At 74.0% G+C, this 21,057-nt stretch carries 18 protein-coding genes and 1 riboswitch; of the genes, 11 read left to right on the top strand and 7 right to left on the bottom strand.

From position 1 onward, the window contains the following. Positions 1-171: 171 nt before the first annotated feature. On the bottom strand, positions 172-1,656 hold the full coding sequence (locus tag AC07BS_RS06405; protein ID WP_478930589.1) for an alpha,alpha-trehalose-phosphate synthase (UDP-forming): 1,485 nt from the start codon (positions 1,654-1,656) through the stop codon (positions 172-174). 41 nt (positions 1,657-1,697) lie between these two features. Then, a complete protein-coding gene (locus AC07BS_RS06400) occupies positions 1,698-2,645 on the bottom strand; it encodes a glucosyl-3-phosphoglycerate synthase (protein ID WP_478646741.1) in 948 nt (315 codons plus the stop codon). A 198-nt stretch (positions 2,646-2,843) separates the two neighbouring features. Then, positions 2,844-2,987: riboswitch (SAM riboswitch) on the top strand. Positions 2,988-3,004: 17 nt separating this feature from the next. Between AC07BS_RS06400 and thrC the strand changes: the two genes are divergently transcribed. The 5 genes from thrC to AC07BS_RS06375 all read left to right on the top strand — a co-directional run bounded on the left by thrC (position 3,005) and on the right by AC07BS_RS06375 (position 9,173). Beyond that, positions 3,005-4,303, top strand: a complete 1,299-nt coding sequence (gene thrC / locus AC07BS_RS06395; protein WP_478930587.1) for a threonine synthase — start codon at positions 3,005-3,007, stop codon at positions 4,301-4,303. 82 nt (positions 4,304-4,385) lie between these two features. Then, positions 4,386-4,661 (top strand): MoaD/ThiS family protein, encoded by a 276-nt coding sequence (locus AC07BS_RS06390; protein ID WP_478646442.1) that lies wholly within the window; start codon positions 4,386-4,388, stop codon positions 4,659-4,661. A 424-nt stretch (positions 4,662-5,085) separates the two neighbouring features. Beyond that, positions 5,086-5,289: a cold-shock protein gene (locus tag AC07BS_RS06385; RefSeq protein WP_478646439.1), complete on the top strand. Its 204-nt coding sequence runs from the start codon at positions 5,086-5,088 to the stop codon at positions 5,287-5,289. A gap of 442 nt (positions 5,290-5,731) precedes the next feature. Next, on the top strand, positions 5,732-7,354 hold the full coding sequence (gene groL, locus AC07BS_RS06380) for a chaperonin GroEL (RefSeq protein ID WP_478646437.1): 1,623 nt from the start codon (positions 5,732-5,734) through the stop codon (positions 7,352-7,354). A 169-nt stretch (positions 7,355-7,523) separates the two neighbouring features. Beyond that, entirely contained in the window at positions 7,524-9,173 is a 1,650-nt protein-coding gene (locus AC07BS_RS06375) for a DNA repair helicase XPB (RefSeq protein WP_478646434.1), read from the top strand. Between the two features lie 42 nt (positions 9,174-9,215). Here AC07BS_RS06375 and AC07BS_RS06370 read toward each other — a convergent pair whose 3' ends face one another. Then, positions 9,216-9,356: a hypothetical protein gene (locus AC07BS_RS06370; RefSeq protein WP_478646432.1), complete on the bottom strand. Its 141-nt coding sequence runs from the start codon at positions 9,354-9,356 to the stop codon at positions 9,216-9,218. Between the two features lie 292 nt (positions 9,357-9,648). Here AC07BS_RS06370 and AC07BS_RS06365 point away from each other — a divergent pair, with 292 nt between their 5' ends. Next, positions 9,649-11,748: a HelD family protein gene (locus tag AC07BS_RS06365; protein ID WP_478930584.1), complete on the top strand. Its 2,100-nt coding sequence runs from the start codon at positions 9,649-9,651 to the stop codon at positions 11,746-11,748. A gap of 22 nt (positions 11,749-11,770) precedes the next feature. Here the strand turns inward: AC07BS_RS06365 and AC07BS_RS06360 are convergent, their stop codons facing one another. Further along, the gene (locus AC07BS_RS06360) at positions 11,771-12,469 is read right to left on the bottom strand and encodes a copper homeostasis protein CutC (protein WP_478930582.1); all 699 of its coding nucleotides are present in this window, start codon (positions 12,467-12,469) and stop codon (positions 11,771-11,773) included. A gap of 57 nt (positions 12,470-12,526) precedes the next feature. Between AC07BS_RS06360 and AC07BS_RS06355 the strand changes: the two genes are divergently transcribed. Beyond that, positions 12,527-13,174, top strand: a complete 648-nt coding sequence (locus AC07BS_RS06355; protein ID WP_478646424.1) for an HD domain-containing protein — start codon at positions 12,527-12,529, stop codon at positions 13,172-13,174. 91 nt (positions 13,175-13,265) lie between these two features. After that, positions 13,266-14,519 carry a Cmx/CmrA family chloramphenicol efflux MFS transporter gene (locus AC07BS_RS06350; protein WP_478930680.1) on the top strand — a complete coding sequence of 418 codons (1,254 nt, stop codon included), beginning with the start codon at positions 13,266-13,268 and terminating at the stop codon, positions 14,517-14,519. Here the strand turns inward: AC07BS_RS06350 and AC07BS_RS06345 are convergent. Together AC07BS_RS06345 and AC07BS_RS06340 are read right to left on the bottom strand one after the other, a co-directional pair. After that, positions 14,498-14,773, bottom strand: coding sequence for a DUF4031 domain-containing protein (locus tag AC07BS_RS06345; RefSeq protein WP_478646418.1), 276 nt, complete (start codon positions 14,771-14,773; stop codon positions 14,498-14,500). The two genes, AC07BS_RS06350 and AC07BS_RS06345, sit on opposite strands and share 22 nt — an antisense overlap. Further along, positions 14,770-15,132 carry a hypothetical protein gene (locus AC07BS_RS06340; protein ID WP_478646415.1) on the bottom strand — a complete coding sequence of 121 codons (363 nt, stop codon included), beginning with the start codon at positions 15,130-15,132 and terminating at the stop codon, positions 14,770-14,772. The genes AC07BS_RS06345 and AC07BS_RS06340 overlap by 4 nt, the downstream gene beginning before the upstream one ends. Positions 15,133-15,194: 62 nt before the next feature. On the opposite strand from AC07BS_RS06340, the gene AC07BS_RS06335 reads away from it, so the two are divergent. Genes AC07BS_RS06335 through AC07BS_RS06325 form a run of 3 tightly spaced genes read left to right on the top strand, consistent with a single transcriptional unit; the run spans position 15,195 to position 18,595 of the window. Beyond that, positions 15,195-16,100 (top strand): MurR/RpiR family transcriptional regulator, encoded by a 906-nt coding sequence (locus AC07BS_RS06335; RefSeq protein WP_478646414.1) that lies wholly within the window; start codon positions 15,195-15,197, stop codon positions 16,098-16,100. A 60-nt stretch (positions 16,101-16,160) separates the two neighbouring features. After that, the gene (murQ, locus tag AC07BS_RS06330; protein WP_478646411.1) at positions 16,161-17,096 is read left to right on the top strand and encodes an N-acetylmuramic acid 6-phosphate etherase; all 936 of its coding nucleotides are present in this window, start codon (positions 16,161-16,163) and stop codon (positions 17,094-17,096) included. A gap of 17 nt (positions 17,097-17,113) precedes the next feature. Continuing rightward, entirely contained in the window at positions 17,114-18,595 is a 1,482-nt protein-coding gene (locus tag AC07BS_RS06325) for a PTS transporter subunit EIIC (RefSeq protein WP_478930578.1), read from the top strand. Here AC07BS_RS06325 and AC07BS_RS06320 read toward each other — a convergent pair. After that, positions 18,558-21,002: a helicase-associated domain-containing protein gene (locus tag AC07BS_RS06320; RefSeq protein WP_478930577.1), complete on the bottom strand. Its 2,445-nt coding sequence runs from the start codon at positions 21,000-21,002 to the stop codon at positions 18,558-18,560. The two genes, AC07BS_RS06325 and AC07BS_RS06320, sit on opposite strands and share 38 nt — an antisense overlap. Positions 21,003-21,057 lie beyond the last annotated feature (55 nt).

Here is a 21,057-nt window from a genome sequence, read left to right as displayed (position 1 = left end):
CCGGTCCCGGCCTTGGCCCCGGTCTTGGCCCCGTCTTGGCTGCGGGTGCGTTGTGGCTGGTCGCGCAGTTCCTCGCGCCCCTTTGGGGCGCTGCCGAGCTGTGTCGGGTGCGGGTGCGTCGTGGCTGGTCGCGCCGTTCCTCGCGCCCCCTTCGGGGCGCTGCACTGCCCCTCAGAGTGCTCGTAGCTGGTCCACGAACCACTTCGCCGGTGGTAGTGCCGTCGCCGCCTCCGCCAGGCGGCGGGTGCGGGCCGTTCGCTCCTCCGGGTCCATCAGCAGGGCCGTGTGGAGGGCGCGGGCCGTGGCCGCCACGTCGTAGGGGTTGACCGTCAGGGCCGCGTCGCCCAGCTCGGCCGCCGCGCCCGCCTCGCGCGAGAGCACCAGCGCGCAGCCTCGGTCGGAGACGACCGGGACCTCCTTGGCGACCAGGTTCATGCCGTCCCGGATGGGGTTCACCAGGGCCACGTCGGCCAGCCGGTAGGCCGCGAGCGAGCGCGGGAAGTCGTCCTCCATCTGGAGCGCCACCGGCGTCCACTCCGCCGTGCCGAACGTGGAGTTGATCTCCGCGGCAACCCGGCCGACCTCGGCCATGTAGTCGCGGTACACCGCGAGGTCCTGCCGCGAGGGGTAGGCGAAGGCGATGTGCACGACCTCGCCGCGCCACCGCGGGTGGTCCTCCAGCAGGCGGCGGAAGGCCAGCAGGCCGCGCACGATGTTCTTCGACAGCTCCGTGCGGTCCACCCGGACGATCGTCCGGCGGCCCGGCCCGATCTGCCGCCGCAGCGCGGCCAGCCGCTCCTCGACGTCCGGCCGGTGCGCCCGCTCGCGCAGGAACTCCCCGTCCGCGCCCAGCCCGTGCACACCGAGCCGCGTCGTCCGGCCCTCGAAGCGCACCGCCGTCGCGACGTCCCCCTCGCGTACGACCTCCGCGCCCGGCAGCACCTCCGCGCAGCACGCGGCGAACGCCTCCGCCCAGCGCCGGGTGAGGAAGCCCGCCCGGTCACCGCCGAGGACACCGCGCAGCACCTGCTCGGCGACGTCGTCGGGCAGCACGCGGTAGTAGTCCGGCGGGGCCCAGGGGGTGTGCGAGAAGTGGCCGATCCGCAGATCGGGGCGGCGGGCGCGGAGCAGGCCCGGCACCAGCGTGAGGTGGTAGTCCTGCACCAGGACGGAGGCGCCCTCCGCGGCCTCCTCCGCGACGGCGTCCGCGAAGGCGGCGTTGTACGCCTCGTACGCCGCCCACTCCTTGCGGAAGCCGCCGTCGAAGACCGGCTCCAGCGGGGTCTGCCACAGCATGTGGTGCGCGAACCACAGCACGGAATTGGCCACGCCGTTGTACGCGGCGGCGAACGTGGCCGGATCGATGTCCAGCATCCGCACCAGGGGTCCGCCGGTGTCCGCCGTGTCCAGCCGCCGGCCCGCGCGGCGGGCCGCCTCGCGGTCGCCGTCGCCCAGCGCCGCGCACACCCAGACGGCCGCCGCCCCTTCGGGGTCCCGGCCGATCTCGCTCAGCCCGGAGACCAGCCCGCCGCCGCCCCGCCCCGCGGCCAGCGAACCGTCCTCGCGCCGCCGGTACGTCACGGGCCCCCGGTTGGAGGCCACGAGGATCGGCGCGGCCCCCCGGCCCGGGCCGGGATGGGTGTGCTCAACGACCATGACGCCAGCCTTGCCCTTCCGGGAACCGCTCAAACGTACGCCTATGCGGCGTGCCGCCGGGCGTACTCCGGTATCCCGGCCATCGGCGGCCGTTCCTCCGTGTCCACCGGGTACGTCCGCGGCACGAAGCCCTCCGCGGTGCGCTCGAACTGGGTGAGCACCGGACGCACCAGATGGCCGCGGGCCAGCCGGAGCTGCGCGGTGCGGTAGATCGCGGCCGCCATCCGGCCCAGGGCCCGGCCGTCCTGGTGCCGGTGCTTGCGTACCCCGACGTCCACCTGGGCGAGCGCGTCCAGGCCCACCGTGTGCAGCGCGTCCACCAGCAGACCCAGCTCGACGCCGTACCCCACCGGGAACGGCAGCCGCTCCAGCAGCTCGCGGCGGGCCGCGTACTCGCCGCCCAGCGGCTGCACGAAGCCCGCCAGCCGCGGCCAGTGGAGGTTGAGCAGCGGGCGCGCCACCAGCTCGGTCACCCGTCCGCCCTGGCCCGGGGCCTCGCCGAGCGGACGGTCGTACATCGCCTTGACGAAATGCACGTCCGGGTCGGTCAGCAGCGGCCCGACGATCCCCGAGACGAACGCGGGGGAGAAGTCCCTCAGGTCCGCGTCGACGAAGCACACGACGTCACCGGTGGTGGCCAGCAGCGACCGCCACAGCACCTCGCCCTTGCCGGGCAGCGTGGGCAGCCGGGGCAGGATCTCGTCCCGGTGCACCACCCGGGCCCCGGCCGCCGCGGCGACCTCGGCCGTGCGGTCGGTGGACCCCGAGTCCACCACCACCAGCTCGTCGACCAGCGGCACGGCGTCCGACATCAGCTCGCGGCGGATCGTCGCCACGATCTCGCCGACGGTCGCCTCCTCGTCGAGCGCCGGCAGCACGACGCTGACGGTGGTGCCCGTGTCGCGTTTCGCGGCGAGCAGCTGGTCGAGCGGACGGTCGGCGGCGGTCCAGGACCGCCGGGCCAGCCAGCGCTCCACCTCTTCCAGCACGTGCATGACTCCTCGGTGTCGATCGTCGCGATGACGCATTCGTGACGCATCTCGGACGCGTCCCATGACGCATCTCGCGGTGCGGACGGGCCCTCGAAGCGGGCCGTCCCTTCCGTTACAGTCTTGAACAACGCGGACGGCCGTCCTATGTCGGGGGTCGTCGCGCGCACAAACGCCCGGGCCGCGCCCGGGCCATACCGCTCATCCAGAGGGGCAGAGGGACACGGCCCGTTGAAGCCCCGGCAACCCTCCAGCCGGTACTCGGTCATCCGACGCGAGGCTCCCGGCGGGGAAGGTGCCAATTCCGTCTCGTGGTGACGTTCGCCGCGAGGAAGATGAGGAGAAAGGGCCTCGCCTCCATGGCTGTCGAAGCCGTTGAAAGTCGTACCGTCGTACCCGCACCCTCCGCTTTCGGCCCCGCCGTCGCGCTCTCCTGCCGCGAGTGCGGCGAGCGCTTCGACCTCGGGCCCGTCTTCGCCTGCGCCTCCTGCTTCGGGCCGCTGGAAGTGGCGTACGAGCTGCCCGCCGGTGACCCCGAGGCGCTCCGCCGCCGCATCGAGGCCGGCCCGCCCAGCATCTGGCGCTACGCCCCCCTGCTGCCCGTACCCGCCGACGTGGCCGGCAAGCCCGGCCTCCACCCGGGCTTCACCCGGCTGGTCAAGGCCGACAACCTCGCCCGCGAGCTCGGCGTGACCGGCGGGCTGTACATCAAGGACGACTCCGGCAACCCCACGCACTCCTTCAAGGACCGCGTCGTCGCCATCGCCGTCGAGGCCGCCCGCGCCTTCGGCTTCACCACCCTGTCCTGCTCCTCGACCGGCAACCTCGCGGGCGCGGTCGGCGCCGCCGCCGCCCGGGCCGGCTTCCGCTCCTGCGTCTTCATCCCGCACGACCTGGAGGCCGGGAAGGTCGTCATGGCCGCCGTCTACGGCGGCGATCTCGTCGGCATCGAGGGCACCTACGACGACGTCAACCGCTTCTGCAGCGAGCTCATCGGCGACCCGCTCGGCGAGGGCTGGGGCTTCGTCAACGTCAACCTCCGCCCCTACTACGGCGAGGGCTCCAAGACCCTCGCCTACGAGATCTGCGAGCAGCTGGGTTGGCGCCTCCCGGACCAGATCGTGGTGCCGGTCGCCTCGGGCTCACAGCTGACGAAGATCGACAAGGGGCTGAAGGAGCTCATCGCCCTCGGCCTCGTCGAGGACCGCCCGTACAAGATCTTCGGTGCGCAGGCCGAGGGCTGCTCCCCGGTTTCGCGGGCCTTCAAGGACGGCCACGACGTGGTCCGCCCGGTGAAGCCCGACACCATCGCGAAGTCCCTCGCGATCGGCAACCCCGCCGACGGGCCGTACGTCCTGGACATCGCGCGGCGCACGGGCGGCGCCGTCGAGGACGTCGACGACGCGCGGATCGTGGACGCCATCGGGCTGCTGGCGCGCACGGAGGGCATCTTCGCCGAGACGGCGGGCGGCGTGACGGTGGGCGTGACGCGGAAGCTGCTGGAGGACGGCGTGCTCGACCCGTCGCTCACCACCGTCGTCCTCAACACGGGGGACGGGCTCAAGACCCTCGACGCCGTGACGGCGGGGCCGACGGCGACGATCCGGCCGTCGCTGGAGGCGTTCCGCGCGGCGGGTCTCGCCGGCGCCGGCGACTGACGCCCTCTCCCGCCCCTCTGCCTTCCTCCCGTTCCTTCCTCCCGTCCCTTCCCGACTTCCCGACTCATGAGGTGACTCCACCATGAGCGTTTCCGTTCGCATTCCCACCATCCTGCGTACGTACACCGGCGGCCGGGCCGAGGTGCCCGCCGACGGGGCGACCCTCCGCGAGGTCATCGCCTCCCTTGAGGCGAACCACCCCGGCATCGCCGCGCGGGTGCTGGACGACGCCGGGAAGCTGCGCCGGTTCGTCAACGTCTATGTGAACGACGACGACGTCCGCTTCGAGGGCGGCCTGGAGGCGGCGACGCCCGACGGCGCCGGCGTCTCGATCATTCCGGCGGTCGCCGGAGGCTGACCTTTGGCCTGAGCTTTTCTCAGAGTTCCTCTGCATATCCCCGGAATCGCCCCGCCCGTAAAACGGACGGGGCGATTCCGTCTGTTGAAGCGCGATAGAGTTGAGGCGTTCCCCCTCCGGTGTCAGCACCGAACGCATATGAGAACCCGTCAAGTTGTGCGCGAAACAGGTGCACGAATTGTCGGGTTGGTTGCGTTATGCCCGGTCCGACTTGCCCGAGAAGCTGCGGAAATCGGTACGAATAACCGATCGGCCGCACCTGGAATTCTCGTCCGACTGACCTGTTGCAGACGGCATCCGTGCAGATACATTCAGCCGCGGTCGACGCGTTCCGGCGCACACCTCCATCCTGTCTGGGGGTGAGGTCTGACCCGGGTCCGCGAAGTGCGGTCCTGTGCAAGGGCCAGTAATAGGGGAGTTAGGCATGGCTCAGGGCACCGTCAAGTGGTTCAACGCGGAGAAGGGGTACGGCTTCATCGCGGTCGACGGTGGTGCGGATGTTTTCGTCCACTACAGCGCGATTCAGATGGACGGCTACCGCACCCTCGAGGAGGGGCAGCGAGTCGAGTTCGAGATCTCGCAGGGCCAGAAGGGGCCGCAGGCGGACATGGTGAAGCTGAGCGTCTGATCGCCACGCACGCATCGACCGGCTCGCCCGGCTTGCCGAGGGGCCCGCACCTTGTACGAGGTGCGGGCCCCTCGCGCGTGCGCGCGCGTGGAGAAACGCAGGCTGATCAGGCGTGGGTGTGGTTGCGGGCGGCCGCGTGCATGGCTGTCCGCGATCGTGGGCATGCACCGGGTTGCACTGAGTCGCTTGCGCCCCCGGCTACCGCCGGGAGGTGCCCCCAGTTGCCACCTGAGGTGGGAGACCCCGTGGACCGCTTGCACTCGCGAGGGTCGAGTGCTAATCATTGGGCTTAGCACTCTCCTGGTGAGAGTGACAGATTTGGACCGTCGGTGAGGTCCGGGAGCCAAGCGGGGCAAGGAACCGCGCGGTCCCCCGGCCGTCCGTCGCGGGCACCAGCGCGGTCCGGAGCAGTCTCCACCCCGTCCTGGGAGGACCACTTCACATGGCCAAGATCATCGCGTTCGACGAGGAGGCACGGCGCGGTCTCGAGCGCGGGATGAACCAGCTCGCCGACGCCGTCAAGGTCACCCTTGGCCCCAAGGGCCGCAACGTCGTCCTCGAGAAGAAGTGGGGCGCCCCCACGATCACCAACGATGGTGTGTCCATCGCCAAGGAGATCGAGCTCGAGGACCCGTACGAGAAGATCGGCGCCGAGCTGGTCAAGGAGGTCGCGAAGAAGACGGACGACGTCGCCGGTGACGGCACGACGACCGCGACCGTCCTCGCCCAGGCGCTGGTCCGCGAGGGTCTGCGCAACGTGGCCGCGGGTGCCAACCCGATGGCCCTGAAGCGCGGTATCGAGAAGGCCGTCGAGGCCGTCTCCGCGGCCCTGCTCGAGCAGGCCAAGGACGTGGAGACCAAGGAGCAGATCGCCTCCACCGCCTCCATCTCCGCCGCCGACACCCAGATCGGCGAGCTCATCGCCGAGGCCATGGACAAGGTCGGCAAGGAAGGCGTCATCACCGTCGAGGAGTCCCAGACCTTCGGTCTGGAGCTGGAGCTCACCGAGGGTATGCGCTTCGACAAGGGCTACATCTCGGCGTACTTCGCCACCGACATGGAGCGTATGGAGGCCTCCCTCGAGGACCCGTACATCCTGATCGTCAACTCGAAGGTCAGCTCGGTCAAGGACCTGCTGCCGCTCCTCGAGAAGGTCATGCAGTCCGGCAAGCCGCTGCTGATCATCGCCGAGGACGTCGAGGGCGAGGCCCTGTCGACCCTGGTCGTCAACAAGATCCGCGGCACCTTCAAGTCCGTCGCCGTCAAGGCCCCGGGCTTCGGCGACCGCCGCAAGGCCATGCTGGGCGACATCGCCATCCTCACCGGTGGCACGGTCATCTCCGAGGAGGTCGGCCTCAAGCTGGAGAACGCCGGTCTCGACCTGCTCGGCCGCGCCCGCAAGGTCGTCATCACCAAGGACGAGACGACGATCGTCGACGGTGCCGGTGACAGCGAGCAGGTCCAGGGCCGCGTCAACCAGATCCGTGCCGAGATCGAGAACAGCGACTCGGACTACGACCGCGAGAAGCTCCAGGAGCGCCTGGCGAAGCTGGCCGGCGGCGTGGCCGTCATCAAGGCCGGTGCCGCCACCGAGGTGGAGCTCAAGGAGCGCAAGCACCGCATCGAGGACGCCGTCCGCAACGCCAAGGCCGCGGTCGAGGAGGGCATCGTCGCCGGTGGTGGCGTGGCCCTGCTCCAGGCTTCCTCGGTCTTCGAGAAGCTGGACCTCGACGGTGACGAGGCCACCGGTGCCGCCGCTGTGAAGCTGGCCCTGGAGGCCCCGCTGAAGCAGATCTCCGTGAACGCCGGCCTCGAGGGTGGCGTCATCGTGGAGAAGGTGCGCAACCTGACCCCGGGCCACGGTCTGAACGCCGCGACCGGCGAGTACGTCGACATGATCGCCGAGGGCATCATCGACCCCGCCAAGGTCACGCGCTCCGCGCTGCAGAACGCCGCGTCGATCGCCGCTCTGTTCCTGACCACCGAGGCCGTCATCGCCGACAAGCCGGAGAAGGCCGCCGCGGCCGCTCCGGGCGGCATGCCCGGCGGCGAGATGGACTTCTGATCAGCCTGACCGGTTGATCGCCCGTCCTTCCAGGACACCGGGGCGGCACTCCCTCACGGGGGTGCCGCCCCGGTGGCGTTCTCGGGCGGCCCACCCGTACGGCGCCGCATGAGGGACACTGGAAGCTTGTCCCGGGGCAGTCCCCGGGCACGGAGTGGAAGGCGGAGGCGTGAACGGACCCCTCATCGTCCAGAGCGACAAGACCCTGCTGCTGGAGGTGGACCACGAGCAGGCGGAGGCCTGCCGCAGGGCGATCGCGCCGTTCGCCGAGCTGGAGCGGGCGCCCGAGCACATCCACACCTACCGGGTGACCCCGCTGGGGCTGTGGAACGCGCGGGCCGCCGGGCACGACGCCGAGCAGGTCGTCGACGCGCTCGTGAACCACTCCCGCTACCCCGTGCCGCACGCCCTGCTCGTCGACATCGCCGAGACCATGGCCCGCTACGGGCGGCTGCGGCTGCTCAAGCACCCCACGCACGGGCTGGTGCTGGAGAGCACCGACCGGCCGGTGCTGGAGGAGATCCTCCGCTCCAAGAAGATCCAGCCCCTGGTGGGCGCCCGGATCGACCCGGACACCGTGGCCGTACACCCCTCCGAGCGCGGTCAGATCAAGCAGACGCTGCTGAAGCTGGGCTGGCCCGCCGAGGACCTCGCCGGATACGTGGACGGCGAGGCGCACCCCATCGAGCTGCGCGAGGACGGCTGGGCGCTGCGCCCGTACCAGCGGCAGGCCGTGGACGGCTTCTGGCACGGCGGCTCGGGCGTGGTCGTCCTGCCCTGCGGCGCCGGCAAGACGCTCGTCGGCGCGGGGGCGATGGCGGAGGCCAAGGCCACCACCCTGATCCTGGTCACCAACACCGTCTCCGCACGGCAGTGGAAGCACGAGCTGGTGAAGCGGACGTCGCTGACCGAGGACGAGATCGGCGAGTACAGCGGTACGCGGAAGGAGATCCGCCCGGTCACCATCGCCACCTACCAGGTGCTGACGACCAAGCGGAAGGGCGTCTACCCGCACCTGGAGCTCTTCGACTCCCGCGACTGGGGCCTGGTCGTCTACGACGAGGTCCACCTGCTGCCGGCGCCCGTCTTCAAGTTCACCGCCGACCTCCAGGCACGGCGGCGGCTCGGACTGACCGCGACGCTGGTGCGCGAGGACGGCCGGGAGTCCGACGTCTTCTCCCTCATCGGCCCCAAGCGCTTCGACGCGCCCTGGAAGGAGATCGAGGCGCAGGGCTACATCGCCCCGGCCGACTGCGTCGAGGTGCGCGTCAATCTCACCGACTCCGAGCGGCTGGCGTACGCGACGGCCGAGACGGAGGAGAAGTACCGCTTCTGCGCCACGACCGCCACCAAGCGGAAGGTCACCGAGGCGCTGGTGCGCAAGCACCAGGGGGAGCAGACGCTGGTCATCGGGCAGTACATCGACCAGCTCGACGAGCTCGGCGAGCACCTGGACGCGCCCGTCATCAAGGGCGAGACGACCAACGCGCAGCGCGAGAAGCTCTTCGACGCCTTCCGGGAGGGCGAGATCTCGGTGCTCGTCGTCTCCAAGGTCGCCAACTTCTCGATCGACCTGCCGGAGGCGACGGTCGCCATCCAGGTGTCGGGCACCTTCGGCTCGCGGCAGGAGGAGGCCCAGCGGCTGGGCCGCGTGCTGCGCCCGAAGGCCGACGGGCACGAGGCCCGCTTCTACTCGGTGGTCGCCCGTGACACGGTCGACCAGGACTTCGCCGCGCACCGCCAGCGCTTCCTGGCGGAGCAGGGGTACGCGTACCGGATCGTGGACGCGGACTCGCTGCTGGCGGGGGAGGACGCGTAGGCGCGGTCGGGCCTGCGGTCAGGCGCGCGGTCGGGCCTGCGGTCAGGCCTTGCGCTTGTCGGCGTACTCGCCGAGGACGACGACGCTCACGGCCGCGCCGGTGAAGGCCTTGATCGCCCGGATGGCGGTGGTCAGGGGGGAGACGGCGGACTCGGGGGCCGGGGTGACGGAGGTGGTGGTCATGCCTTCCATCATGGTTCCCGTACGCCCGCCGGGCATCGGCCTGCCGGTGTAAACGCAAGGCCCCGGGCCTACGACCCGAGGATCATGCCGTCTCCTACGGAAGGCAGACACCGACCCCGAGGGCCACCTGGGGGCGCCCCGAAAATCGTTCGCGCCCCCGGGCGCCACTGGCTAGACTCCTCCGTTCCCGCCGCCTCCCGTCCCGCCGTACTCCGCCGTACGGGAGCGCGCCGCCGTCCGGTCGGTAACCGGCGGCTTCCACTCGTTCCGCCGTACGCCTGGAGGCCCCGCCGTGTCCGCGCAGCACGTGACGTCGACGACCGTGAACGACCCCCTGGAACGGGAGCGCGCCCACCTGGCGTCGTCCCGGGCCGCCCTGCGCGCGATGCGCGCCGACGTCGAGGCGCTCGACATCAAGGACGTCACCGCCAACTGGGTCAACGCCGCCGTCCTGCAGCGGCAGATCGAGGACCGCATCGCCGCCCTCGCCGACCTCGCCCACACCCCGCTCTTCTTCGGGCGGCTCGACTACCTGCGGGGCGAGCGCTTCTACATCGGGCGGCGGCACGTGCACGACGCCGACGGCGAACCGATGGTGATCGACTGGCGCGCGCCCGTCTCGCAGCCGTTCTACCGGGCCTCCAAGAAGGACCCGATGGACGTGGGGCAGCGCCGCCGCTTCGGCTACACCGGCGGCGACCTCACCGCGTACGAGGACGAGGACCTGACGGACACGGCGGGCGGCGAGCAGGCCAGCCGGCTGCTCCAGAGCGAGATCGAACGCCCGCGCGTCGGTCCCATGCGGGACATCGTCGCCACCATCCAGCCCGAGCAGGACGAGATCGTGCGCGCCGGCATCGGCGGCACGGTGTGCGTCCAGGGGGCGCCGGGCACCGGGAAGACCGCCGTCGGCCTCCACCGCGTCGCCTACCTCCTCTACGCCCACCGCGAGCGGCTCGCCCGCACCGGCACGCTGGTCGTCGGCCCCAACCGCTCCTTCCTCCGCTACATCGAGCAAGTGCTGCCCGCGCTGGGCGAGTTGAACGTCGCCCAGGCGACCGTCGACGACCTCGTCGCGCACGTGGAGGTGCGCGGCACCGACCCCGCCGGCGCGGCGCGGATCAAGGGCGACGCGCGGATGGCGGAGGTGCTGCGGCGCGCCGTCCGGTCCGGGGTGACGATGCCGGTCGAGCCGGTGGTCGTCGTGCGCGGCTCGCGGCGCTGGCGCGTCCCCGCGTACGAGATCGAGGAGATGGTGCGCGAGCTGCTCGCCCGCGACATCCGCTACGGCGCGGCGCGCGAGGCCCTGCCGCAACGCATCGCGCACGCCGTGCTCGTACGGATGGAGGAGGCCGGCGAGGCCCCCGACGACCGGGTGCAGGACGCGGTCGCGCGCACCGCGGTCGTCAAGGCGGCCGTCAAGGCGATCTGGCCGGCCGTCGAGCCGGCGAAGCTGGTGCTGCGGCTGCTGTCCGACGCGGAGTTCCTCGCGGAGCACGCCGAGGGGGTGCTGGACGCCGACGAGCAGCGGGAGATCCTCTGGGCGAAGCCCGCGCGGTCGGTGCGCTCGGCGAAGTGGTCCGCAGCGGACGCCGTACTGATCGACGAGGCGGCGGACCTCGTCGCCCGCACCGCCTCGCTGGGCCACGTGGTCCTCGACGAGGCGCAGGACCTCTCGCCCATGCAGTACCGGGCCGTGGGGCGCCGCTGCACCACCGGCTCGGCGACGATCCTCGGCGACATCGCGCAGGGCACCACGCCCTGGGCGACGCGCGGCTGGCGGGAGGCGCTGTTCCACCTGGGCAAGCCGGACGCCGCCGTGGAGGAACTGACCCAGGGTTTCCGCGTGCCGCGCGAGGTGATCGCCTACGCGTCGCGACTGCTGCCGGCGATCGCCCCGGGGCTGACGGAGGCGACGTCGATGCGGGAGTCGCCGGGCGACTTCTCGGTACGCCGGGTGGAGCCCGGCGAGCTGGACACGGCGGTCCTGGAGGCGTGCCGGGCCGCGCTCGGCCGGGAGGGATCGATCGGCCTGATCGCCGCCGACGACCGGGTCCCGGCGCTGGGGGAGGCGCTGGCGGAGGCCGGCCTGCCGTACCTGGCCCCGGGCGAGGAGACGTCGGCGGAGGCGCGGCTGACGCTGGTGCCGGCGTCGTTGGCGAAGGGTCTCGAGTACGACTATGTGGTGCTGGACGAGCCGGCGGAGGTGGTGGCGGGGGAGCCGGACGAGCGGACCGGGTTGCGGCGGCTGTACGTGGCGCTGACGCGGGCGGTTTCGGGGCTGGCGGTGGTGCACGCCGCGCCGCTCCCGGCGGAGCTCTCCCGGGGCTCCGCCCCGGACCCCGGTCCTCAAACGCCGGACGGGCTGATTTTCAGCCCGTCCGGCGATTGAGGACGACGCGCGTCAGCGCGGATCAGGCGTCCAGCGCCGTCCGCCACGCGCGGACCGCGGTCGGGTCCACGGCGGCCTCCCAGCCGCCCGGGCGCGCCGCCCCGCCGATGTGGAACGCCGTCACCCCGGCATCGCGCAGCACCGGCACATGCTTCAGCTTCAGGCCGCCGCCCGCCATGATCCGCGGTTCGTAGCCCGGTTCGTCGCCGCGGGCCGCCTCCGCGAGGAGCGTGGTGAGGCCGTCGTCGACGCCCGAGGCCGAGCCGGCGGTGAGGTAGGTGTCGAGGCCGGGCTGGTCGGCGAGTTGTTTGCGGAGGGCGTCGCGGTCCGCCGCGCGGTCGATCGCGCGGTGGAAGGTCCAGCGGGCCCGCGGGCCGATCGCGTCGGCGAGGGCCGCCACCGCCGGGAGGTCGGCGCGGCCGTCGTCGGTGAGGAAGCCGAGGACGAATTCCTCCGCTCCTTCCGCGCGCAGTGCCCGCGCGGTCCCGCACAGGGCCTCCAGCGCCGCCGCGCCGCCCGCCGCGAAGCCGTCCGTGGCGCGGAGCATCACGCGCACCGGGATGTCGACGGCGGCCCGGACGGCCGCGAAGGTCTCGCGGGCGGGGGTGAGGCCGTCGGCGGCCATGTCGGTGACCAGTTCGAGCCGGTCCGCACCTCCGGACTCCGCCGCCGTCGCGTCCTCGGGGCCGAGCGCGATCACCTCAAGAATTGGTCTAGACATGTGTCCAGCCTGCCACACCCGCGCCCCGCGCACGTAGCCGTACCCCACAATTGACCCATGGCCGTCACGCCCGAGCACCTTCGCGCCCGCTGGGAGCAGACCGTCGACCGGGTCCGCACCGCTCCCGGACCGGACCCCGCCCGCTACGCCGACGACCTCCTGGCCCGGTGGTCCGAGCCGGAGCGCCGCTATCACACGGTGCACCACCTGGCCGCCGTCCTCGACCGGCTCGACGAGCTCGCGCCGCACGCCGACGACATCGACACCGTCCGCCTCGCCGCCTGGTTCCACGACGCGGTCTACCGCCCCGACCGCTCCGAGAACGAGGAGCGGTCCGCCCACCTCGCCGAGCGCGCCCTGCCCGAGCTGGGCCTCGACCACGCGCGGACCGCCGAGGTGGCCCGGCTCGTACGGCTCACCGTCAGCCACGACCCCGACCCCGGCGACCGCGACGGCGAGACGCTCTGCGACGCCGACCTGGCCGTCCTGGGCGGCACGCCCGGGGAGTACGCGGCCTACGCGGCGGCCGTCCGCGAGGAGTACGCCTTCGTGCCCGACGATGTCTTCCGCGCCGGCCGCGCCGACGTGCTGCGCCAGCTGCTGGACCTGCCCCGGCTCTTCCGCACCCCGCTGGGCCACGACCGCTGGGAGCTCCTCGCCCGCCGCAACCTCACCACCGAGCTGGAGCTGCTGACCGGCGGCTGACCAGCGCTGACCAGTTGAACGGCCCGGAATATGCGCGGTCCGGGCCGTGCTGGCATGAGGTATGCCGAACGCGAGCCCGACCCGCACGTCCATGCCCGTCGCCGTCCACGTCCTGGGCCTTTCCGTCTTCGCCCTCGGAACATCCGAATTCATGCTCTCCGGGCTGCTCCAGCCCCTCGCCCGCGACATGCACGTCTCCATACCCCAGGCGGGGCTGCTGGTGTCGGCCTTCGCCATCGGCATGGTGGTCGGGGCGCCCCTGCTCGCCGCCGCGACGCTGCGGCTGCCCCGCCGTACGACGCTGATCGCGCTGCTCGCCGTCTTCGGGCTGGGCCAGGTGGCGGGCGCGCTCGCGCCCACGTACGGGGTGCTGTTCGCCTCACGGGTCGTCAGCGCCCTGGCGTGCGCCGGGTTCTGGGCGGTGGGCGCGGCGGTGGCCGTCTCGCTGGTGCCCGTGGGGGCCCGCGCGCGGGCCATGGCGGTGATGATCGGCGGTCTGTCGGTCGCCAACATCGCCGGTGTTCCCGCCGGCGCGCTGCTGGGCCAGCACGCGGGCTGGCGCGCCGCGTTCTGGGCGGTGGCCGGACTGTCCGCGCTGGGACTGGTGGGCGTGCTGGCGTGCGTCCCCGCCACCGCCCCGCCCACCGGTACGGACGCGCCCCGGCTCCGCTCCGAGCTGGCCGTCTACCGCGACCGGCAGGTCTGGCTCGCGCTCGCCACCACCGCGCTGAACGCCGCCGCCGTCTTCTGCCTCTTCTCCTACCTCGCCCCGCTGCTCACCGAGACCGCCGGGCTGAAGGAGAGCTGGGTGCCCACGGTGCTCGCGCTCTTCGGCGTGGGCGCCCTGATCGGCAGCACGCTCGGTGGGCGGATCGCCGACGCCCACATGTTCGGCACCCTCTACGGCGGCATCGGGGCCTCGGCCGTCGTCCTCGCCGTGCTGGCGCTCACCGCCCACTCGGCCGCCGCGGCCGTGGTCATGGCCGTGCTGCTCGGCGTGGCCGCCTTCACGACCGCACCGGCGCTCAACGCGCGGATGTTCAACGTCGCCAACGCCGCCCCCACCCTGGCCGGCGCCACCACCACCGCGGCGTTCAACCTCGGCAACACCATCGGCCCCTGGCTGGGCGGGCTCGTCATCGGCGCCGGCTGGGGCTACCCGGCCGTCGCCTGGCTCGCCTCCGGGCTGGCCGCCCTCGCCGTCGGCACCACGGCCGTCGCCTCCCGCCTGCACGGCGGCACCTCGCGCGTGGTCACGGGCTCGCCGGTCGCCGGGTCGGACGTCGCCGGGTCGGACGTCGCCGAGGAAGCGACGCCCGTCGCTCAGCCCGCCCGGCGCTCGTAGCCCTTCGGCCGGCGCAGCCCCGCCGTCCGCAGCAGGCGCACCACCTCACGGCTGCTCACCTCCCGCGCGCCCAGCCGTACGGCGGCCGTGTACGACGTCGACGGGATGTCGTAGTGGTCGCCGTCGAAGGCGCGCGGCGGGGCCTGGAGCCGGGCCGCGAAGGCGTGGAGTTCGTCGAACGACACGTCGCTGACCAGGTGCGACCACATCCGGCCGTGGCCCGGCCAGGTGGGCGGATCGATGTACAGCGTCATCGGCCCAGCGCCGTGCCCAGGGACCCCACCGGCGCCACCAGTACCGCCTGCTTGGTGCAGGCCCAGTGCGGGTCGGGGCCCAGCTCGGGTTCGACCTCCAGGGCGTGGGGGTCGCCGCCGTGGGTGCAGACGGGGCACAGCGGCCAGCGGCCGTGCCGCTCCAGCAGCGCGTCCTGGACGTCCTGGGCGACGAGTCCGGCGAGGAAGCCCGCGCCCTCCGGCCACTGCTCCACCCACCAGCGCCGGTGCGCGACCGCGTCCTCCACGAGGGAGACGACGTCGGCCTCCGCGACGTCACCCGCGACCAGATCGGCGAGGACCAGCGCGCGCGCCGTGTGCAGTGCCTGTTCGAGCTCCATACGCCCCATTGTGGGCGGCGCCCAGGGTTGACGGCACACCGGCCCGAAAATAGCTTTCAGATGTGAGCGGCACCGCGAAGGAAACTTTCGGCTCCCCGGCCGCCCTGGCCGCCAAGGTCCGTACGCTCGCGCCCTCCCTGACGCGTTCCATGCAGCGCGTCGCCGAGGCCGTGGCGGGCGATCCGGCCGGCTCGGCCGCGCTCACCGTCACCGGCCTCGCCGAGCGCACCGGCACCAGCGAGGCCACCGTCGTGCGCACCGCCCGCGTCCTGGGCTACCCCGGCTACCGCGACCTGCGCCTCGCCCTCGCCGCGCTCGCCGCCGAGCAGGCGGCGGGCCGGGCGCCCGCCGTCACCGCCGACATCGCCGTGGACGACCCGCTGGCCAGCGTCGTCGCCAAGCTCGCCCAGGACGAGGCGCAGTGCCTGGCGGACACCGCCGCCGGGCTCGACACGGCCGCTCTGGAGGCGGCCGTCGGCGCCGTCGCCGCCGCCCGCCGCACCGACGTCTACGGCATCGGCGCCTCCAACCTCGTCGGCCAGGACCTGGTGCAGAAGCTGCTGCGCATCGGCCTGATCGCGCACGCCCCCGCCGACCCCCACCTGGCCGTCACCAACGCCGTGCAGCTGCGCCCCGGTGACGTGGCCATCGCCATCACCCACTCGGGCCGCACCACCGACGTCATCGAACCGCTGCGGGTCGCCTTCGAGAACGGCGCGACGACCGTGGCGGTCACCGGGCGGCCCGAGAGCGAGATCGCCCAGTACGCCGATCACATCCTGACGACGTCCTCCGCCCGGGAGAGCGAGCTGCGGCCCGCGGCCATGTCGAGCCGCACCAGCCAGCTCCTCGTGGTGGACTGCCTGTTCATCGGCGTCGCCCAGCGCACGTACGAGAGCGCGGCGCCCGCCCTGTCCGCGTCGTACGAGGCGCTGGCGCACCGGCACTCCCCCCGCGCCCGGGGCTGATCCCCCGCACGGCGCGCCGCCCGAGATCCCTCCGACGTGTGAAGGAAATGAGCCGCCGCCATGACCTCGACCGCCGCGCTCGCCGCTCTCCGGGCCCAGCTGGCGACGCTCACCACCGAGGCGTTCCGGGCCGATCTCGCGGAGATCGACCGGCTGCCCACCCCCGACATCGCCAAGATCATGAACGCCGAGGACGCGACGGTCGCCGTGGCCGTCGCCGAGCGGCTGCCGGAGATCGCCGCCGCCATCGACGCGACCGCCGCGCGCATGGCCCGCGGTGGCCGCCTGGTCTACGCGGGCGCCGGCACGGCCGGGCGGCTGGGCGTGCTGGACGCCAGCGAGTGCCCGCCGACCTTCAACACCGACCCGGCGCAGGTCGTCGGGCTGATAGCGGGCGGCCCGAAGGCGCTGGTCACTGCCGTCGAGGGGGCCGAGGACAGCGCGGAGCTGGCCGCCGCCGACCTGGACCGGCTGGGCGTCGGGCCGGATGACACCGTCGTCGGTGTCTCGGCGTCCGGCCGCACCCCGTACGCCGTCGGGGCCGTGCGGCACGCCCGCGCCGCCGGGGCGCTCACCGTCGGGCTGTCCTGCAACGCCGGCTCGGCCCTCGGCGCCGCGGCCGACCACGCGATCGAGGTCGTCGTGGGGCCCGAGCTGCTCACCGGCTCGACGCGGCTGAAGGCCGGCACCGCGCAGAAGCTCGTCCTCAACATGCTCTCGACCATCACGATGATCCGGCTCGGCAAGACCTACGGGAATCTGATGGTCGACGTCCGGGCCTCCAACGAGAAGCTGCGGGCCCGCTCGCGGCGGATCGTCGCGCTGGCGACCGGCGCGCCGGACCCGGAGATCGAGGCCGCGCTGACCGAGACCGGCGGCGAGGTGAAGAACGCCATCCTGGTCCTCCTGGGCGAGGTCGACGGCCCCACGGCCGCCCGGCTGCTCGCGGAGTCCTGCGGTCACCTGCGCGCCGCCCTGCGCGCGGCCGGTGGCTGACCTACCGTCATGACCTGATGAAGCACGGCCCCACGCCCCCAGCCGACGACGACCGCGCGCCCGCCGCGACGGCCGCCGCGCTCCTGCCCCCGCTGGGCGGCGCGGCGAACATCGCCTCCGTCGCCGCCTGCATGACCCGGCTGCGCGTGGAGGTCCACGACCCGTCCGCCGTGCGGGAGGACGGACTGCGGGCGGTGCCGGGCGTGCTGGGGGTCGTGGCGGACACGGCGTCCCGGCCGGCGGCGTACCAGGTCGTGCTGGGGCCCGGCGCGGTCGCGCGCGTGACGCCGGAGGTACGGCGGCTGGTGGACTCGGCGGCGGGCGCGGCGCGGCGGGACCTCGCCGGGCGCGGGGCCGCCCTGCGGGCCGAGCGGCGGGCGCGCAACGCCACCCCCGGCAAGCTCCTGCTGCGCCGTGTGGCCCAGGTGTTCGTCCCGCTGATCCCCGCCCTGATCGGCTGCGGCATGGTCGCCGGACTCGCCGGGGTGCTCGCCAACCTGGGCTGGGCTCCCTCGCTCGTGCCCGCGCTCGGCGCGGTCGCCGGCGGCTTCATGTCGCTGATCGCGGTCTTCGTCGGCTACGAGACGGCGCGGGAGTTCGGCGGGACGCCCGTCCTGGGCGGCGCGGCGGCGGCCGTCGTGGTCTTCCCGGGCGTCGCCCGCGTCCACGCCTTCGGCCTGGACCTGTCGCCCGGGCAGGGCGGGGTGCTGGGCGCGCTGGCCGCCGCGCTGCTGGCGGTCGCGGTGGAGAAGGGCTGCCGGCGGGTGGTGCCGGGGGCGCTGGACGTGCTGGTGACGCCGTTCCTCGCGGTGCTGCTGCCGGGGCTGGTGACGCTCTACGGGCTGATGTACGCGGCCGGGGCGGTCTCCTCCGCCGTCGGGCACGCCGCCGACCTGCTGCTGGGCAGCGGCGGCGCGGCGGCCGGCTTCGTGCTGGGCGGGCTGTTCCTGCCGCTGGTGATGCTGGGCCTCCACCAGGCGCTGATTCCCGTGCACACCACCCTCATCGCCGAACAGGGCTACACCGTGCTGCTGCCCGTCCTCGCCATGGCGGGCGCGGGCCAGGTCGGGGCGGCCCTCGCCGTCCACGTCCGCCTCGCCCACGACCCGCAGGTGCGGGGCGTCATCCGCTCGGCCCTGCCGGCCGGGCTGCTGGGCATCGGGGAGCCGCTCATCTACGGGGTCTCGCTGCCGCTCGGCCGGCCGTTCGCGACCGCGTGCGCGGGCGGGGCGTTCGGCGGCGCGTTCCTGGGGCTGCTCAACCAGCTGGGCGACAAGGTCGGCACCACGGCCATCGGCCCCTCCGGCTGGGCGCTCTTCCCCCTCCTGACGGGCAACCACGGCCTGGCCCGCGCGGCCGCGGTCTACGGCGCGGGCCTGCTGGTGGGGTACGCGACGGGCTTCGCGGCGACGTACCTCTTCGGCGTACCGACCGCGTCGGCCGTACCGAACGCACCGCCCGTCACACCATGTCGTCCGCCAGCTCCGCCACCCCCGTGATGCGGTGCAGGGGATACGTGCGCACCTCGTCCGCCGTGTGGTCGTAGGCCGTCACGAAGCCGCCCTCGACCCGGATCGGGGCGATCACGCGCTGGCTCGCCGCGCCGTCGGCGTTGACGTAGCCGATCCAGACGGCCGCGCCGGTGAGCACCGCCGCCTGGACCGTCGCGAGGGTGTCGGCCGACGTGGTGCGCGGCAGACCGCCGTCGGCGGGCGCCGCGGCGACCGGTTTGCGCTGGGCCGTCGAGGCCATGTCGCCCGCCCGGACGGCCCGGACGGCCGCCCCCAGCAGCGTGGCGTCCGGCACCGGCGGGCCGTCGGGCACCGGGGCCGGGGCGGTACGCGGCGGAGTGCGGTGGACGTCCGCGCGGGCGATCACCACGTCGCCCTCGGCGGACTCGGCGGCCGGGGCGTAGCCCATCGCGCGCAGCGTCTCCAGCAGCGTGTCGGGCGCCGCCTGCGCCGCCAGGACCGTCGGCGCCAGGCGGCGCGGCCGCAGCGGCGCCGAGCGGCGGTCGGCGAGGATCTCGGCGAGCAGCGACTCGTCGTCGCACCGCACGTACGACGACGCCGCGCCCACCCGCAGCCGGCCGTGCCGGCGCGCCACGTCGTCGACGAGGTAGGCGAGCGGCTGCGGGACCGGCGTGCGGGAGTGCGCGGTGAGGAAGGCGTGGAGGTCGCCGGCGGTGCGCCCGGAGTCCAGGGCGCGGCGTACGGACTCGGGCGTGAAGCGGTAGACCGTCGCGCCGCCCTTGGACTCGATGTCCGCGAGCACGGCGAGCGTCTCGGCGAGCGGCCGGCACAGCGGGCCGGGCGCCACGGCGGTGAGGTCGGCCTGCAGCAGGACGTGGTCCAGGGGCTCCGGCAGCAGGGGCGCGAGCGCGGCGGCGGCCTCCTCCGGGCCGCCGGACAGCAGGGCGCGGGCGTGGGCGGCCAGCGCGCCCCGGCCGGTGACGCCCAGCTGCTCGGCCTCGGTCAGCGCCCAGCGGGCCAGCCGGGCCCGGAGGTCGTCGCCGCCGGGGCGCGGCGGCCGCTCCCAGGCGAGCCGGGCGAGCAGGGTGTCGGCCGGCACCGAGGCGCCCTCCGGGAGCTCCGCCAGCAGGTCCAGCACCCGGCGGCGGACCTCGGGCGCGGCGCCCCGGTCCAGGTCCGGGCCCAGCGCGGACAGCGTGCGGCCGCGCGCGTCCTTGGACCCGGCGAGGCCCGGCGTCCGCGTCGCCGCCAGCCAGGCGCCGGCCAGCGCGGCCCAGCGCCGCTCGGCGGGCAGCCGCAGCCAGTCGTCGTAGGCGGGGGTGGGGGCGTAGCGCTCGTCGACGTCGCCGTCGGAGGCCAGCAGCCCGGCCGTGTGCGCGAGCTCGGCCCAGAACGCGGCGGCGGACTCGGTGGTGTCGAGGACGGCGGCGGCGCGCTTGAGGTCGCGCACGCTCAGCCCGCCGGCCCGCAGCACGAGCGGGCCCGCGGTCTCCCACTCCCGCAGCAGCTCCTCCACGGTGGCCAGCGCGGTGAAGGCCTGGCCGGCGGCGGTCAGGTCGACCGTACGGGTGGCGTGGTCGGTGACCGGGGCGAGCGCGGGGGCGAGCGGTTCCGGCGCGCGGTGCGCGCGGCCGGCGCGCAGGTGCAGGGCGGCCTCGCGGGGCAGCACCACCGCGCCCGGCGTGGTGGGCAGCAGCAGGCCCCGGTCGAGCAGCCAGCGCAGGTGCGGGGCGGGGGAGGCGGTGACCGTGCCGTTCGGCGGGCCCCACGTGAGCCGCTCCAGGACGGCGGCGGCCTCCTCGGGCGCGTCGGCGAGGAGCGCGGCCATCCGCGTACGGTCCTCGAACAGCTCGGTCAGGGCGGTGACGGCCGTCACCGGATCGTGGGTGCCGGGCAGCCCCGCCGCTTCGAGGATCTTCTGGAGCCGGCGCGGCGACATGCCCGTCGTGGCCTCCGCGACGGGCGGCCCGAGCCCGGTGGGGGAGGGCCGCGACGTGGTGGCGGCGAGCAGCTCACGGGCGGTGCGCACCAGGCGCAGCCGGTCCTCGCCGCCCCACACCAGGGCCTGTTCGCGGAGGGTGGCGACGGCACGCGGCAGCTCGGCCGTGACGGTGGGGTCCGGGTGGTCCCCCCAGCCCGTCATCAGCACGGCGAGGGTGTCGTACGGGCAGGGGTCCGGGGCCGCGGCGAGCGCCTCGGCCACCTGGAGGGCGAACCGGTCGAGGCGGTCCAGCGCCCGCACCACCGAGGCCCGGGTGGCGGCCCGGGTCGCCAGCTGGGTGAGGTCGCCCGGCACCGGGTTCAGCAGGTCGGGGCGTGCGCGCAGCAGTCCGGCGAGGGCGTCGTCGGGGCGGGCGCGCAGCTCCTCGGCGAGCGTGCGCGGTGCCGCGGCGCCGGGGCCGCCGGTCCTGCCGGTCTCCCGCGAAGTGGTCATTCTGCTTACGGTACCGGGTCGGTGCGGATGGGCCCCGGCTTCGGCCCGGGTTCGG

The organism is Streptomyces sp. NPDC044063, assembly GCF_056434285.1.
Note: the sequence above shows the minus strand (reverse complement) of the source record. Positions and strands in the feature narration are given on the sequence as shown.